We start from the raw sequence: 15,088 nt of genomic DNA, 5'->3' as shown, positions 1-15,088 counted from the left end.
TCAAAAATACTTCATTGCAAGGCTGTCAACGACGGATACACACCTTCAAAGCCTGTGCCCCATGGTCGGCAGTCTGAAGGTATAAAATGTACATACCTGCGGGCATCTGTGACACATCTATTTGAAAATGAGCGCCATACCACACACCTTCTCCTGAAGAAACCTTTCGGCCGTCCAGGCTGTACATGGCATATTTCAAAGTTTTTTCAGAACTTTCTGCATGGTTTAGCAGATTGATGATATCGGAGGCAGGGTTGGGAAACACCGAAATCCCCTTGTACACTTCAGTGGATTCATGAGTCGGAACGCTCAGATTTGCAGGCACTTTTCCTTTGAAAAACTGCAAGCCTCCGGAGGCATTGCCCAGGATCAGTTCCGGCCATCCATCGCCATCGAAATCGTGCAGTGCAGCAGCATTCAGGTGCCCCTCTACCAGTCGCTGTCCGTAGCTGTAAAGGGATGGCAACAAAGTGATTCGGATATCAGGTCTGAGTGTGGAAGTATTCAGATACGGCATTGCGCACCCGTTGGCAAAAATGGTGTTGAAACCCTGAATATTGCCATAGGCATTGGCTGGAAATCCGGCATCGTGTCCCGTAATGACGAGGTCCTGAGAAGGCATATTCTGTGAAAAACAAAATTCAATCACCAAATCCGAATGACCATCCCAGAGAAAAGTAGTGGTGAGCGGAATTACATTCCAACCCGTCGAAAGAATCAGCATCTGATTGTAAACTTCCGTAAAGCCAAGTGTGTCAAATTGTTGCAGTTGGCTCAGTTTGGTGTTTTTCATTTTGATACTGATTCCCTGGCTGATGTAAAAATTTCCTGAAAGAGACAAGTTAAAAGCCAGTTGTGTTATTCTCCCGGCCACCAAACCGGCATCTTTAATGTCCTGTGCCCGATACAGCACCTGATTTCTACCCGTTCGGCGACTGATTCCAAACGGGGTAAGGTCAGCTGTATTGAGCTGGTGAGACCCATTGCCTATCGACTGTGTGATGCTTTCAGGCTTTTGGGAAATAAGCGATAAACTGTCAAATAGATGAATCCCCTGGGTATGGCTGCCCACAGCCAGGAGGCTTCTTCCCTGCAAGCGAAAATGGCGCGGCATGGCGTGCCCGTTGAAATCAAAAGGCCCGCGCATATCTACACCCCCAAACTTCTGATTGGATAATGTAAAGACCGGATTTGTACTCGTGCCTGTGTTTTTGTAGTACAGAATATGCCCCAGGCGATTGCCGATCAACAGGTCCAGTTTGCCATCACCATCCACATCCACCAGTTCGGGAGCTGCCCATTGGCCCACTTGAATATTTTGGAAATTGCTCACCGGTACTGCCCATTGAGGGTTTGTCGACGTTCCGGTATTTTCCACATAGACCAGCGACCCGTCGGAGAGCCCTACGATAAGGTCCAGATCTCCGTCACCATCGATATCCCCTAAAGTAGGATACAGATTGGCCGCATTCAGCCCCCATGTATTGGCCAGATTGGTGTCGGCCAGTTCAAAGACCGGCATCGACGCTGTCCCGGTATTTTTAAAAAAGTACAGCCGTCCTCTGTACAAAGCACTGTCGATCTCCTGTCCGTGATGACCTGCGATGAGGTCAGGTTTGCCGTCTCCATCCAGGTCTGCTATCACCGGATAGGCGGCATACTCCAGATTGAGCGATTGGTCCTGCAAAAACGATTTGGTCTGCAATTGAAATTGCGCAGCCGGCCCTGTGCCGACATTTTTCAGATACCAGACACTGTTTTTCATCCTGCCGGTTCTCTGTCGCGGACTGAGCAGCAGGTCCTTTTTTCCATCTTTGTCAAGATCGATAAAGACCGGCGACGGGCTGTAGGGCAAATAGATGGGATTTCCCGACGGGAAGGCCGTGTCCTGACCAGTCATCCAGGCATTGATATTGGAGGTACCTGTGTTGAATACAGCCGTCATAGTCGGATAATCTTCCTCACTCATCAGCATATCCAGCCTTCCATTGCCCGATAGGTCCATTAATGCAGCATTTACAGCACCGAGATGCTGCACCTTTTCAGGCAGTATCACATCTTCATACAAGTTGTTGATGCTGCAGCTCATCAAATGAAGCGACAAAAACAAATCGCTTTTCACAAAACCACCCCAGCACAGTTTGATTTGCTCAAAATGCGTGGTACAAGGCTGCACCGCCCTGTGCAGTTCAAACCGGTCTTCAAATACGCTTTGATTGATGACTTCCAATCGGTTGTCACCATCCAGATCCGCAATGACCGGTATCGACAGGGGATTGTTGAAAATCGTGGAACTGATCGTGCCAAATTGAGAAAACAGAAAATCCCCGTTCGGATTTTTGGTAAACTGCAGCTGGCCCTGGGTCGAGGTGTTGAGATACAGCAAGATCCCCGCAAATTGATTGCCCGTAAACAAATCTTTTTTCCCATCGCAGTTGATGTCAGCAGCTATCACAAATCCTCTCAGCTCAGGAATCCTTTTGCTGACTTCATAGCTGTAGGTATAGTAAAAATTTTGTCCAGACCCTTTTCTCAGAAAAGCCATTGCCCGGTTGCCCATACGGTCCAGTGCCAGCAGATCCTCCACACCATCAAAATCCAGATCCAGCTCCGCAAAATGCATATGGCTCATACCCCCTGTCCACGGTTGAGGCAGGGGAGAGTTGTTCCATAGCACGGGAATGCTGTCGTAATATTCAAAATCCACCTGTCCCTTCACACCTTGGGTCCACAACATCCAAAAGACACCCACCAACAAGTATACTCGCATCTATGTCCTATGATTTGGGCTACAATTTATAAACAAACGCACACTCCACCGGTAATTTGCACCCAGACATTCACTCAAATCCCCAATTTAACAAAAAAAGACTGCAATTGCACTTTTATATCCCAAAAAACACCACTCCATGCACACAGTGTATTGAAGATTTTTTGGGCGTGCCCCCGCGTGCCGGCCTTGCGGCCTAACCGCGCGGGGTCGGGCTGCTCCGGGGTGCGCTTCGCTCCCGTGCTTCGCACCGCCCGTGAGGGCGCCCTTCGCATCCCTCACGCAAGGCTCTCTCTACGGCCTTCCACCAGACAGATGTCATGCACGTTCATCCCCCGTGAGCCTCAACCAAAAAAAATCACCAGATGCACCCTTTGCGCTCACTCATCCAAATGGCCGACCCGAGGCGTACAGTTCAGATGGTCACGAGCATCAGCATGACAGGTGACTTCATCACCCCAAAGGACGAGCGCATTTTGGTACAAAAAAATGCCGACGCATAATAAGATGCGCCGGCCCTTTATGTCGACAGGAATTCCCTGAATCAGTAGATAAACTCAGGATCCCTGTATCCCGGAAGGTTCAGATACCAATCGGTATACAATTCTCCATTGCTCTGAGCCCAGTCAGCGAGTTTTTTATAGGCTTTCAGTATATCTGACTTTTCCGTCGGATAATCAAACCGTACAGGCAAATGAATGGCCCATGGAAGGTTGTTTTTGGTCACATAATACCTGCCCGCTGCCGGATTCAGCATTCAGCGTTACCTGTGCTTTGGTGGTAGGGACTGCCGTTATCATCCAGGTAATGAAAGCAGCAAACCATTTCTTTTTCACAAACAGATGCATTAGTAAAACGCGCTAATCCTCACTGTCAAGGTCGGGAAGCGGTGTGAATTCAGCTAAAGTGCCATCGACCTGAATTTCTTTTTCAACAAGACTGTAGGCCACACTGATTTTCTTTACAAGCCCGGCAGCATCAGCTCAAAACCTCTGTTTGACCACATTTCGGTGTCGAACTCTGAGAATTCCCCCTCCATCCGGCAAAGTTTCTATGGTAAGCACACCGGAAGCCTCAGGCATTAAGGTTGTAAACCCTATGAATTTAAGGGTAAAGTTTCGGGTCGTATTCCATTTGAAATCGGGACTCACCACAAGGTCTTTAAACTCTGACGGGGTAGGTAGCGGATTGTTTTGATCCTCTTTCTTACAGGCCGAAAAAAGCGCTACAGAAAAGAGCAGAAAAAACCCGTTTTTCTTTGTTCGTACGGTTTGTATTTAGTAAACATCAAATAATGCCATATTTACAACCCACACATTATCAAGCTTGTGTGGTAAACAGCGTTGTTGATAGAATCCCGTTTTGCAACAAAAGTCCAAAAAAACAGTCTTTTTCTGCACCAGTGCAACATGCCCAATGTATGTGCACCTTTGCAAAGGTATTGACAAAGACTCTGAAGGTTGTATTTATATCCGAAAAACATAGCAGAAATACTTGAATTTCATGTAATCAAAGAGCACATAAGTTCCAGGTGTACGCTTGCGAGAGCAGCACAAGAGGTATTGACAGCTGTGCCTCATACCGATTTTAATCGGTTGACTGCAGAGCTCTCTAAAGTGGAAGAGGTGATGCTCCTGATCAATAGAACCAATGGTCTACCTGCATTGGCTCACGAGGATTGTACCAAGGCTTTCAAAATTCTCAAGACCGGAAGTGGCACCGTAGACGAAAAAGGCTTCATGGCCATACGCCAGCTAGCAGAAGGCTATGAAAACATATACAAATTTCTGCATCAAAACAGAGAATTGTGCCCAAACCTCTGGAAAGAAATTCAACATCGACCGCCTGAGCCACAAATTGTCCAATCCATTGACAAGGTTTTTGACAACAAAGGCAACATAAAAAACTCTGCCTCACCGACATTGGCCGCCATACGCGAAGAGCTGCAAAGAAAACGACAGCAGTGCGACCGGATTTTTTACAAAGTCGTAAACCGGCTGGAGGCCAGCGGACTTTTAGCTGATTTCAAAGAGTCTGTTCACGAAAACCGCCGGGTTTTGGCAGTGCTTTCTTCGCACAAAAACAAAGTAAACGGCATTTTTCACGGCTCCAGCGGCAAAAATATGGTGGTATTTGTAGAACCTCCTGAAACCATTGAAATCAACAATGAAATTGCTCGACTCGTAGATGATGAAAAACGCGAAATCCTGAAAATACTCACGGAGCTGACGCTGAAAATTTCGGTGTACTATCCGGTGCTGCAAGAATTTGAAGATCGCCTGGTAGATTTAGACATGTGTAAAGCTAAGGCGCTGTTTGGTATTGAAGTCAACGGCTGCATTCCGGCGGTCAGGGAACATCCGACCACCCTCAGAATTGTCGAAGGGTTCAATCCGGTGCTTCTGCTCCACAATCGACAAAGGGAAAAGAAAACCATACCTCTCCACATCGAGCTGAGTCGGCACAAGCGTATAGTGGTGATTTCCGGCCCTAATGCCGGAGGCAAGTCCGTCGCCATGAAAACCGTGGGTCTTCTGTCCATGATGTTGCAGAGCGCCTTCCCCATACCCGTTTCACCGGAAAGTGAATTCGGCCTTGTACACAGCCTATTCGGCGATATCGGAGATGCCCAAAGCATGGAAAATGAACTCTCTACCTATAGCTCCAGGCTTCAAAGGATGAAAGTGATGCTGCGTCGGATGAACAAACGCTCGCTTGTGCTGATAGATGAGTTTGGCAGTGGCAGCGATCCCGAACTGGGATCAGCCATTGCCATGGTCTTTCTCGAAGAAATTCAAAGTGCCGGTGCATTGGCCGTCATCACTACTCATTTCAATAAAATAAAAGCCCTGGCTGCCCAGCTCAACAATGTGGAAAATGCCTCTATGCTCTTCGACCGCGAGACCTTGCAACCCCTTTACCAGTTGCAGGTTGGTGCTCCGGGCAGCTCCTACACCTTCGAAGTCGCTCAAAATGTGGGAATACCCCCTTTCATCATTCAAAGAGCTAAGGAAAAACTCGAAAACTCCACGGTAGAAATCGATAGGTTGCTGGTAAGCATTCAACAGGAAAAACAACACCTCGAATACCAAAAAAAGCAACTCGAAAAGCAACTGTCCGAACTCTCCGCACTGAAAGAAAACCAGGAAATAAAAATCAAAAAACTGGAAGAAAAGCTCGAAAAGCAGAGCGAAATCAACCGCCACCACAGCGACAAACTCATCTGGGGCAGCAGGTTTAGTCAACTGGTCAATGCCTGGGAGCAAAACCCCATCTCTTCCAACAAAAAATCCATCAGTCAGAAATTTTGGAAACTTCTTCAGGAAAAATCAGCAGAAAACAACCGGAAACGACAAGCCGAACAGCTGGAAAAGAAAGAAAAAACCAGTAAAAATCTCAAAAAGCTGTTGACGGCTCCGGTGCAAGTGGGCGATCAGATCCGTGTACTGGAAAACAATCTAATCGGTCAAATCACCGACATCCGAAAGGACAAATACCAAATACGGCTTGGCAATATGATGATGATGCTCGAGCGAAATCAATTTGTCCCTCTTTCCAACAAGAAGGGAAAATCCACAACTTCTGAAGAAAAAAGAAACACATCGCCAAACGATGTATCAGATGTACAAAACTAAATACTCACCCGAGCCGAGAGCGATTTCTGTACCTGCCTTTATGGTTTTTTTCTTTCCGGTAAAGAGATCTGTCCACTCTCCGAATATAAGTTCCAGCTCAGGCAGAGTAACCGTTTCCTTTTCCATATTGGCTATCACCAGCACTTTTTTGTCATCTTTTGCCCGCATGTATACATATAGATTGGGGTATGGACCATTGTCGAGTCGGAGAAAATCACCGGTAGGGCAGGCGGCTGTCACAGCCGGATGGGTGGTGTAGAGTTCAAAGATTTTTTTGTAAAAATCCATCAGGGGAAAATCTGCCCAGTCTACCGGATCGCGATCAAAAAATTTCAATCTCCTGTTGAGGGCCGACTCCTGCCCGGTGTAGATCATCGGCACTGCATTAGGCAAGAACGCCATGGTGACAAACATCGCCTGATGAAGCGGTCCCAATCGCTCAAACTCCGTTCCGTTCCAGCTGTTTTCATCGTGATTGCTGGTGAAATACATGCGCTGCATATTGCTTCTGTAGCCTTCCTTGTTTTGTGTTTCGAGATAGCTGTCAATGGCCTCGGCGGTGGTATCGCCCTTAGCGATTTTGTTCATGATATGGTGCAGGTGCCAGCCATAGGTGGCGTGGAAATTTTCGTGCATTTCAACGCCTTCGGCCTCGGCCAGCAGATACAGAGGTTTTATTTGGTTGAGTTCCCGAAATGTATTGGACCAAAAGCCTCCCGGAACCATTTCAGCCACATCACATCGAAATCCATCAATATCTGTTTCAAAAATCCAGAATTTCATTTCATTTTTCATGGCTTCTCTTAACTCGGCATTTGAGTAGTCGAGCTGTGCTACATCACTCCAGTCCGGTATGGGGGGCACAATGCGTCCGTTTTCATCTTTTTTATACCACTCCGGATGCGTTTCAATCCATGGATGGTCCCAGGCCGTATGATTGGCCACCCAGTCAAGTATTACCCTCATGCCCAGTCGGTGTGCTTCAATTACCATATTCCTGAAGTCATCAAGCGTGCCATAATCCTGATGCACCGACCGGTAGTCAGCGATGCTGTAGTAGCTTCCAAGAGGGCCTTTTCTGTTGAGCTTTCCTATGGGCTGCACAGGCATGATCCACAGGATTTTCACATTCATCTCTGCCAGTCGTGGTAAGTGTTTGGAAAATGCATTGATCGTACCCTCAGGAGTGAATTGTCGGATATTTACCTGGTAGATGGGGGCTTTTCTTGCCCATTCAGGCACTTCTATACCTTGATTTTTACATATTTCATTGCTGCTCTGACGTGCCTTTTGATGGGTACATGTAGAAGCAAAGACCAGCAAGAAGGCCAACGAAAGATATCGGACAATACAAAACTTTGGAAGCATAAGCCTGATGGTTTTATCCAATTGAAAAGAAACAAAATATTTGATTTGACAAACTAACTAAAAATTTTATTTGCATAAAACTAAAATCAATGACTACCGAAAGCATCGATTTGCGCAGCGACACGGTGACCCTTCCAACTGTCGAAATGAAAAAAGCCATGCTGGAGGCCCCTCTTGGCGATGATGTGATCGACAAGGATCCGACAACAGCCCGATTGGAGCAAATGGCAGCGGAAATCTGGGGTTTCGATGCGGCACTGTTCTGCCCTTCAGGGACGATGTGCAATCAAATCGCTATCATGGTCCATACACAACCCGGCGACGAAGTACTCTGCCATCGCCTTTCTCATATTTATTGGTATGAAGGCGGGGGAATAGCTGCCAATGCCCACTGCAGTGTGCGGCTGCTCGACGGTGTAAGAGGAATGATAGCTCCCGGTTCGCTAAGCCAGAACATCAATGCGGCTGATGACCATCATGCCCGGTCATCCTTGCTTTCATTGGAAAATACAGTAAACAAAGCAGGAGGTACATGCTACGCAGTTTCACACATCCGAAAATTGTCTGATGAGGCCCGAAGGCTAGGACTAAAAGTACATATCGACGGGGCAAGGATTTACAACGCGCTGGTAGCAAAAGGGGAAAAACCATCTGATTATCACGGATTGGCCGACAGCATGAGCATATGCTTGTCCAAAGGATTGGGATGTCCGGTAGGAAGCTTATTGATGGGCGATAGGGAGTTTATAGCCAAAGCCAGGCGCATCCGCAAAAGACTCGGCGGAGGAATGCGGCAAAGCGGCTTGTTGGCGGCTGCCGGCATCTATGCACTCACCCACCACATTGAGCGCCTGGCCGACGACCATCGGCGGGCTACTGATCTTGCAACAACCCTAAAAAAACTTGACTGGGTGACAGAAGTGATTGATCCTGAGACCAATATCATCTTTTTCCGGACTTCCGCTGATCCAATACACGTTCAGAAAACGCTGGAAAAAAATGGGATCAGATGCATCTATATGGGTCAGGGATGGCTACGAATGGTGACTCACCTCAACATTGATGATCATCAGATCCGGCAATGCGTTGAAATACTCAAAGGATTGAAAATCGAAAATACTTTCATTCAGTAAGTGCTTCTATCCAGCTTAAGCTTCTGAAAGCCGGAGAAAAAATTTCGGACTACAAGGCAAAAGCACACTTCAAAACCAAACCAGCTCATCGAAAATTATAGAATGTTTAATCGTATGTTCATCTACTTTTGCCGGTCTATTGTATTGTAAATAAATGAAATGTGGAATTGTAGGACTCCCAAATGTAGGGAAGTCCACCTTGTTCAACTGTCTGTCAAATGCCAAAGCACAGAGTGCAAACTTTCCTTTTTGCACCATAGAGCCGAATGTGGGCGTGGTAAATGTGCCGGATCCCAGGCTTGAGAAGCTCGCCGAATTGGTCAAACCACAAAGAGTGGTACCGGCTACCGTAGAGATTGTTGATATTGCGGGTTTGGTCAAAGGGGCCTCTAAAGGCGAAGGATTAGGCAACCAGTTTCTCGGTAACATCAGAGAAACACATGCCATACTTCATGTGCTTCGCTGTTTTGACGACCCCAACATCATCCATGTAGATGGTTCAGTAGATCCCGTAAGGGACAAGGAGGTAATAGACATCGAGCTGCAACTCAAAGACCTTGAAACCATAGAAAAACGGATCAGCAGGATAGAAAAAGCAGCTAAAACCGGAGATAAAACAGCAGCCAAGGAACTGGCCGTCACGACCCAAATTAGAAATCTCCTGCTGGAAGGAAAAAATGCAAGAATGTTTGTCCCTCAAAACGAGGATGAAACTGAGATTGTCAAGGGCTTGCAATTGCTCACCGCCAAACCTGTACTCTATGTGTGCAATGTAGATGAACAATCCGCTGCTACCGGCAATGAATGGGTGGAAAAAATCAGAGAAATCGCCAAGACCGAAAACTCCGGCGTCCTTCTGCTGGCAGCTAAGATTGAAAGTGAAATTGCCGAGCTCGAGAGCTATGAAGAACGCAGACTATTCCTTGAAGAGCTGGGTCTTGAAGAACCCGGAGTTAACCGCTTGATCCGAGCCGCATATGAGCTGCTCAACCTGCAGACTTTTTTTACTGCAGGCGAAAAGGAAGTCAGAGCATGGACCATACGCAAAGGCGATACCGCACCCAAAGCAGCCGGGGTAATTCATTCCGATTTTGAAAAAGGATTTATCAGAGCAGAGGTCATCTCTTTTGAAGACTACATCCGATATGGCTCAGAAGCAGCCGTGAGAGAAGCCGGCAAACTGCGCATTGAAGGCAAAGAGTATGTGGTAAAAGACGGTGATATCATGCATTTTAGATTCAATGTGTAATTATTTCAAATTTTAATCTATCATTAACAACCCTGACCCTCAAAAGTCACTTTTTGGTACAAAGATTGACCTTAAATGATCAACGTTCTTTCCAATTAAGTGCGCTTTTTTCATTTGGGTAAATTTTGTGTTAATCGCTTTAAGCCACTTAAAGTCCCGGACCACAAGTCCGGGATTTTTTTTTTAAGTTCAGCATCTCATTTTCCATATTTATAAAGTCTGGAAATTAGTACTTTTTACCAGCTTTACCACATTAAGTGAGAAGGTAATCAGTACCGTTCATCTCGGATAAGTGCCTTTGCCTGCATATACGCTCACTAAAACCAGAAAAGACAAATTTCATCAGGCAAATACTTTCAAAGCAGCACATCAGGAAGTGCATTTACAAGTGAAAAAAAATTAATAAGAGCAACAATTTCCCCATACCAAACCCGGTAGCTCCTGAAGTAGAGACCAATCGCACTTCGGAATTTGCATCTTTTATCGACCTCATTTGCTATGGAGTGAGAAAGAGTGATGGGCGAAACAGGTGTTGGCTACAATGTTGTGGCCAATCACCCGCCCGATATCATGCCAGACTTAAGGGGGTTTTCCTTTACTATTGTGATGTATAAGCCCGGTAAAATCAATGGTTCACTCTATTACTGCGATGCACTTCAGTTCTATGGCAATAGGTGTAGGCAGGGCATTGACTTCGACCGTAGTACGGCAGGGTTGATTGTCCTTAAAATACGCTGCATAGATGCGGTTGAAGGTGTGAAAGTCTCTTTTCATATTCACCAGAAATACGGTCACATCCACCAGATTTTCCCATTTGCTGCCGCTGGCCTCCAATATGGCTTTCACATTCTGAAATACAGAGTGAACCTGTGCCTCGAAGTCAAATTCTTTAAAATTTCCATTGTGGTCGAGGACCAATCCGGGTACTGCCGAATCGTTTGGGCCTGAGCCTGCCACTCTTGGCCCTACGCCTGATAGAAAAAGCAGGTTTCCCACTCTCCTGGCATGTGGATACAGACCTACGGGTTTAGGTGCCTGTCCGGTTGTGATGTGTTCATTGCTCATCGTAGCTGATGGTTATGGGTTCTGATCGTAATTGAATGTTGGTGTTTTTTAGCCGGTCGTTTACCTCATGGAGGTCTTCCAGATGTCGGAATTGATAGCCTTGACGAACCAATTCCTCCAACTCTTTCTCATTTACGTAATAGACCAGTTTTACAGGCAATTCTTCATCCCTAAGCCATTCCATTGTTTTGAGCTGTGCATACCACCAACCAGTGATTACCGCTGTTTGGGAGGGAGGCATTCCGGCCAGTGTTTCATAAGCAGCATTGGCATATTTCAGTTTGTTTTTTCTTTTTTGAAGTTCTGAAAAATAAAGCCCCACATGAGGAGAGAACTGAATTTCCTGATCGGCAGACTGCACCGAGATGGAATATGACAAAGGATTTGCTCCTCTAAAAGGATGAATAAACTGGATGCCAAATGCAAAGAGCGAAATACACATCATCGCCAGTCCGTAGTCCTGATAACCTTTGTTTTCAAAAGTGCCCAAAATCAGAAATAAAAAGGTGTAAATGGGTATGGCAAATGCCGATTTTTCTGGAAGCATCAAGTAGGACAAGACAAACAACATCAATCCGCTAAGCAGATAGATGGAAAACGGATTTTTAAGACCGATGACCACCTGTCCAATTGAATTTTTGGCCACATTGATGACCAACAGGATACAACCTGCAACACCCATAATTCCTATGGCACCAAAGGTGAGCTTGTAAAAGGCCTTTAAAAATCCCGGACCGGGTGGCTTGTGATAATCGAAAAATCCAATACCATACTGATGTATAGCCGGTGTGTAAAAAACCAAAGACACAGCGGCAGAAGATAATAGGATCAAGAGGTAATTTCTGAATCTGGACTTTTGCATGTACAGATACAGAACTGCAGGAAGCAACATGGCCAATGAGGTAATGCGAAAGGCCGTGGCCAACCCAATGGCCAATCCGGCCGAAACATACCTGCGCTTCAGGAGCATTCTTGTGGAGAGAAGGATCAGCCAGATTGTAAAGCTGTAATCAATGGCATAGGTGCTGCCTAAAAAGAATGCCGGCATCAGAGCAAAAGCCAGGGTCCACAGCACAGGCCTCTTAATACCGATGAACACAGCAATGCGATAAAATTCACGAATGGCAAAAGCCGCTGCCAAAGCTGAAAGTACATTGATGATAAATGGAAACTCAATCAGCGGAAAAAGCAGAAACATCAGTGCTTCGTAGGCCGGATGACCGGGAAGACGCGACACTATGTAATGGCCTTGCTCAAAAATTTCAATGATGTTGTACACATGTCCCCAGGCGTCTTCCTCAGGTCCGAACCCCAGGGTTAGAAACGGGATCTTCAAAGCTATGACTGCTACCTGCAGCAGAAACAATTGAATTCGGTGAGATCGGATTTTCATATCTTTTAGAAGTCCACTTCCTGATGGGCAGAGGACAGGTGATACTTTTTGCGATACCAATATACACCCGCGTAGAAAAAGGGTGTATCCAGAGCTGCGATGATGACTTTAAATATCCATCCATCCAGGATATACCTGCCTATTGTGGGGAGGTCTTCCCGCCCAATAAATATGATGGTAACCACCAAAGTCGTATCAACCAGCTGGGACAATATGGTCGAAAAATTGTTTCGGACCCATAGCATCCGGCCCTTGGTCAGCCGCTTCCAAAAGTGAAATAAACGCACATCGACCAGTTGAGCCACAATGTATGCAACCATCGAAGCACCAATGAGTCTCCATGAGTTTTTAAACACCTGATTGTAGGTCTCATCCGATACTACCGAATTGGGTATGGCCTCAAAAGATGCTCCGAGCAATAGTATCAACAACGTAAACAGCGCAGCTGCAAAGCCAAACAAAACTACTTCCTGTGTTTTCTTTTTACCGTAAATTTCCGATAAGATATCGGTGATCAGAAAAGTGATGGGATAAGGCAGTACTCCAGCCGAGATGATAAACGTTTTAAAACCGAGGTCCAAGGCCACAAATTTATTGGCTATCAGGTTGCACGTGATCAGTGCACTGACGAAAAGCGCAGAGAGTAGCATAAAGTCTCTCCGTGCTTTATCTGTGATGGGAATTTCGCTTTTCCGGCTCAATACGGATTACTCAAACATTAGATCGTACTCCATTCGCATGAGCAGTCCCTGCTGACTGTAGAGGTTTTTAATCCTCTCGTAATAAGGATAAAGCATCCCCAGCTCTTTTTTCATTCGGCTGGTGGCATCAAGGCCAAATTGTTTGAGAAACGCAGTTAAGGGGTTTTCTGGCTCCGGATATTCTACGACTTTGTAGGTTTCAAGACCGGCTTTTTTTGCTGCTATTTTGAGTGCATCATTCAGACCTCCATGCACATCGACCAGTCCCAGTTTCAGGCCCCATCCACCTGTCCATACTCTGCCCTGGCCAATGCTGTCCACAAAAAGCGAATCCAGCTTACGGCCTGTTGCCACTTTTTGCAAAAACTCGCCATAGAACTTATCGATATACTGCTGCAGAAATCTCTTTTCACTTTCTTTGAGCGGGCGGTCTACAGCGCCAAAGTCTGCAAATTCGTGGGTCTTCACTACATCAAAACGTACACCCAGCTTGTTGTTGAGCAGGTCCTGAGCGCTGAAAAACAGGCCAAATACACCAATAGAACCCGTGATGGTGGTGGGTTGTGCTACGATTGTATCGGCCATACAGGAGATGTAATAACCACCTGAGGCAGCCAGATCGCCAAAGGATACAATAAAAGGCTTTTTCTCTTTGGCCCGGATAGCCTCTCTGAGAATGATGTCACTGGCGAGTACAGAGCCACCCGGACTGTTTACCCTGAGTACGATCGCTTTCACTTTGTCATCTTCGTGGGCCTTGCGAATGGCAGCCGCGATGCGATCGCTGCCGATTTGTGTTTCGCTCCCCTCTCCGCTGTTGATCTCTCCCTGGGCAAATACGATAGCAATTCTGTCTTTCACAACTTTTGTTTTTTCCTTTCTGGCTGTCGACAGAAGCTGTGAGGCATTTGCAAAATGTACATCGTCATATTTTTCATTGTTGGTAAGTGTTGTAAGTACATTTCGGATCTCATCGATGTAAGCAGGTCGGGTGATCAGACCATATTCGGCTGCTTTTGCCGGCAAGGTAGCTTCACGTGTATTAGCCAGGTCATCCAGTGTATTTTCAGCTATGTTTCTCGATTTGGATATATCACTTCGCATCACGGCCCAGATGGATTGCTGTAAGGTAGAAATCTGCTGGCGGTTTGCTTCGCTTATTTCATACTCCAGGTAGGGTTCTACGGCCGATTTAAACTTGTTGTTGCTGCCACGCACCACTTCTGCCTTAATGCCGGCATTTTCCAGAAATTTTCTGAAGAAGGGAATAGATGTAGATAGGCCGCCAAATTCGACAATACCCTCAGGAGCCACATAAATGCTGTCGGCTACGCTACTCAGGTACATGCCTCTCTGCGACATGTTTTCATCATAGGCGATAATAAATTTTCCGGAATCTTTGAAGCGCAGAAGGGCATCTCTTAACTCTTTTAAGGTGCCAAATCCGGCCTGTACGCTTCCGGCTTTCAGGTAAATACCAGCAATTTTTTCATTTTCGGAAGCTTCGTCGATGGCTTTTATCAGCTCGTACAGACCAACGCTCTTCTGCGGCTCCCCGGTAAATGGGTCAAAGTTTTCAAAGGGGTTGTTGTAGTTTCTTTCGAGTATTGGAATATTGAGATCAATGCTCAGTACGGTATTTTCTTTCAGCACAAATTCTTTTTTGCTGGCCATGCCAATGCCAGCGATGATAAAAATGATCAATGATAGCAAAATGGCACCACCCAGGATGCTGGCTATTAACATTTTGAAAAAAGTTTTCATTGTGCGGAAT

At 46.1% G+C, this 15,088-nt stretch carries 12 protein-coding genes; 4 read left to right on the top strand and 8 right to left on the bottom strand.

Going from position 1 to position 15,088, the window contains the following annotated elements:
- Positions 1 to 25: 25 nt before the first annotated feature.
- Positions 26 to 2,770: an FG-GAP-like repeat-containing protein gene (locus tag DES35_RS10220; protein WP_114366500.1), complete on the bottom strand. Its 2,745-nt coding sequence runs from the start codon at positions 2,768 to 2,770 to the stop codon at positions 26 to 28.
- Between the two features lie 365 nt (positions 2,771 to 3,135).
- Here DES35_RS10220 and DES35_RS11575 point away from each other — a divergent pair, with 365 nt between their 5' ends.
- Positions 3,136 to 3,273 (top strand): hypothetical protein, encoded by a 138-nt coding sequence (locus DES35_RS11575; RefSeq protein WP_160172018.1) that lies wholly within the window; start codon positions 3,136 to 3,138, stop codon positions 3,271 to 3,273.
- Between the two features lie 41 nt (positions 3,274 to 3,314).
- Here the strand turns inward: DES35_RS11575 and DES35_RS10215 are convergent, their stop codons facing one another.
- Positions 3,315 to 3,527, bottom strand: a complete 213-nt coding sequence (locus tag DES35_RS10215; protein WP_114366499.1) for a DUF4842 domain-containing protein — start codon at positions 3,525 to 3,527, stop codon at positions 3,315 to 3,317.
- Positions 3,528 to 3,753: 226 nt separating this feature from the next.
- Positions 3,754 to 3,921, bottom strand: coding sequence for a hypothetical protein (locus tag DES35_RS11570; RefSeq protein ID WP_170125739.1), 168 nt, complete (start codon positions 3,919 to 3,921; stop codon positions 3,754 to 3,756).
- A 309-nt stretch (positions 3,922 to 4,230) separates the two neighbouring features.
- On the opposite strand from DES35_RS11570, the gene DES35_RS10210 reads away from it, so the two are divergent.
- Entirely contained in the window at positions 4,231 to 6,405 is a 2,175-nt protein-coding gene (locus DES35_RS10210; protein ID WP_114366498.1) for an endonuclease MutS2, read from the top strand.
- Here DES35_RS10210 and DES35_RS10205 read toward each other — a convergent pair.
- Positions 6,388 to 7,773: an alpha-amylase family glycosyl hydrolase gene (locus DES35_RS10205; RefSeq protein ID WP_084180195.1), complete on the bottom strand. Its 1,386-nt coding sequence runs from the start codon at positions 7,771 to 7,773 to the stop codon at positions 6,388 to 6,390. The genes DES35_RS10210 and DES35_RS10205 overlap by 18 nt on opposite strands.
- An 89-nt stretch (positions 7,774 to 7,862) precedes the next feature.
- On the opposite strand from DES35_RS10205, the gene DES35_RS10200 reads away from it, so the two are divergent.
- A complete protein-coding gene (locus tag DES35_RS10200; RefSeq protein WP_037359842.1) occupies positions 7,863 to 8,906 on the top strand; it encodes a threonine aldolase family protein in 1,044 nt (347 codons plus the stop codon).
- 154 nt (positions 8,907 to 9,060) lie between these two features.
- Positions 9,061 to 10,155 carry a redox-regulated ATPase YchF gene (gene ychF, locus DES35_RS10195; protein ID WP_037359844.1) on the top strand — a complete coding sequence of 365 codons (1,095 nt, stop codon included), beginning with the start codon at positions 9,061 to 9,063 and terminating at the stop codon, positions 10,153 to 10,155.
- Positions 10,156 to 10,788: 633 nt separating this feature from the next.
- Here the strand turns inward: ychF and DES35_RS10190 are convergent.
- From DES35_RS10190 to sppA, 4 genes are read right to left on the bottom strand one after another with little or no spacing between them, the layout of a single operon-like run.
- A complete protein-coding gene (locus tag DES35_RS10190) occupies positions 10,789 to 11,220 on the bottom strand; it encodes a RidA family protein (RefSeq protein WP_037359846.1) in 432 nt (143 codons plus the stop codon).
- On the bottom strand, positions 11,210 to 12,613 hold the full coding sequence (locus DES35_RS10185; RefSeq protein WP_037359847.1) for a glycosyltransferase family protein: 1,404 nt from the start codon (positions 12,611 to 12,613) through the stop codon (positions 11,210 to 11,212). The genes DES35_RS10190 and DES35_RS10185 overlap by 11 nt, the downstream gene beginning before the upstream one ends.
- A gap of 5 nt (positions 12,614 to 12,618) precedes the next feature.
- Positions 12,619 to 13,314 (bottom strand): queuosine precursor transporter, encoded by a 696-nt coding sequence (locus DES35_RS10180; RefSeq protein WP_235183085.1) that lies wholly within the window; start codon positions 13,312 to 13,314, stop codon positions 12,619 to 12,621.
- 6 nt (positions 13,315 to 13,320) lie between these two features.
- A complete protein-coding gene (gene sppA / locus DES35_RS10175) occupies positions 13,321 to 15,078 on the bottom strand; it encodes a signal peptide peptidase SppA (protein WP_114366497.1) in 1,758 nt (585 codons plus the stop codon).
- Between the last annotated feature and the right edge of the window lie 10 nt (positions 15,079 to 15,088).

This window comes from Schleiferia thermophila, from assembly GCF_003337435.1.
GTDB classification, from domain to species: domain Bacteria; phylum Bacteroidota; class Bacteroidia; order Flavobacteriales; family Schleiferiaceae; genus Schleiferia; species Schleiferia thermophila.
Note: the sequence above shows the minus strand (reverse complement) of the source record. Positions and strands in the feature narration are given on the sequence as shown.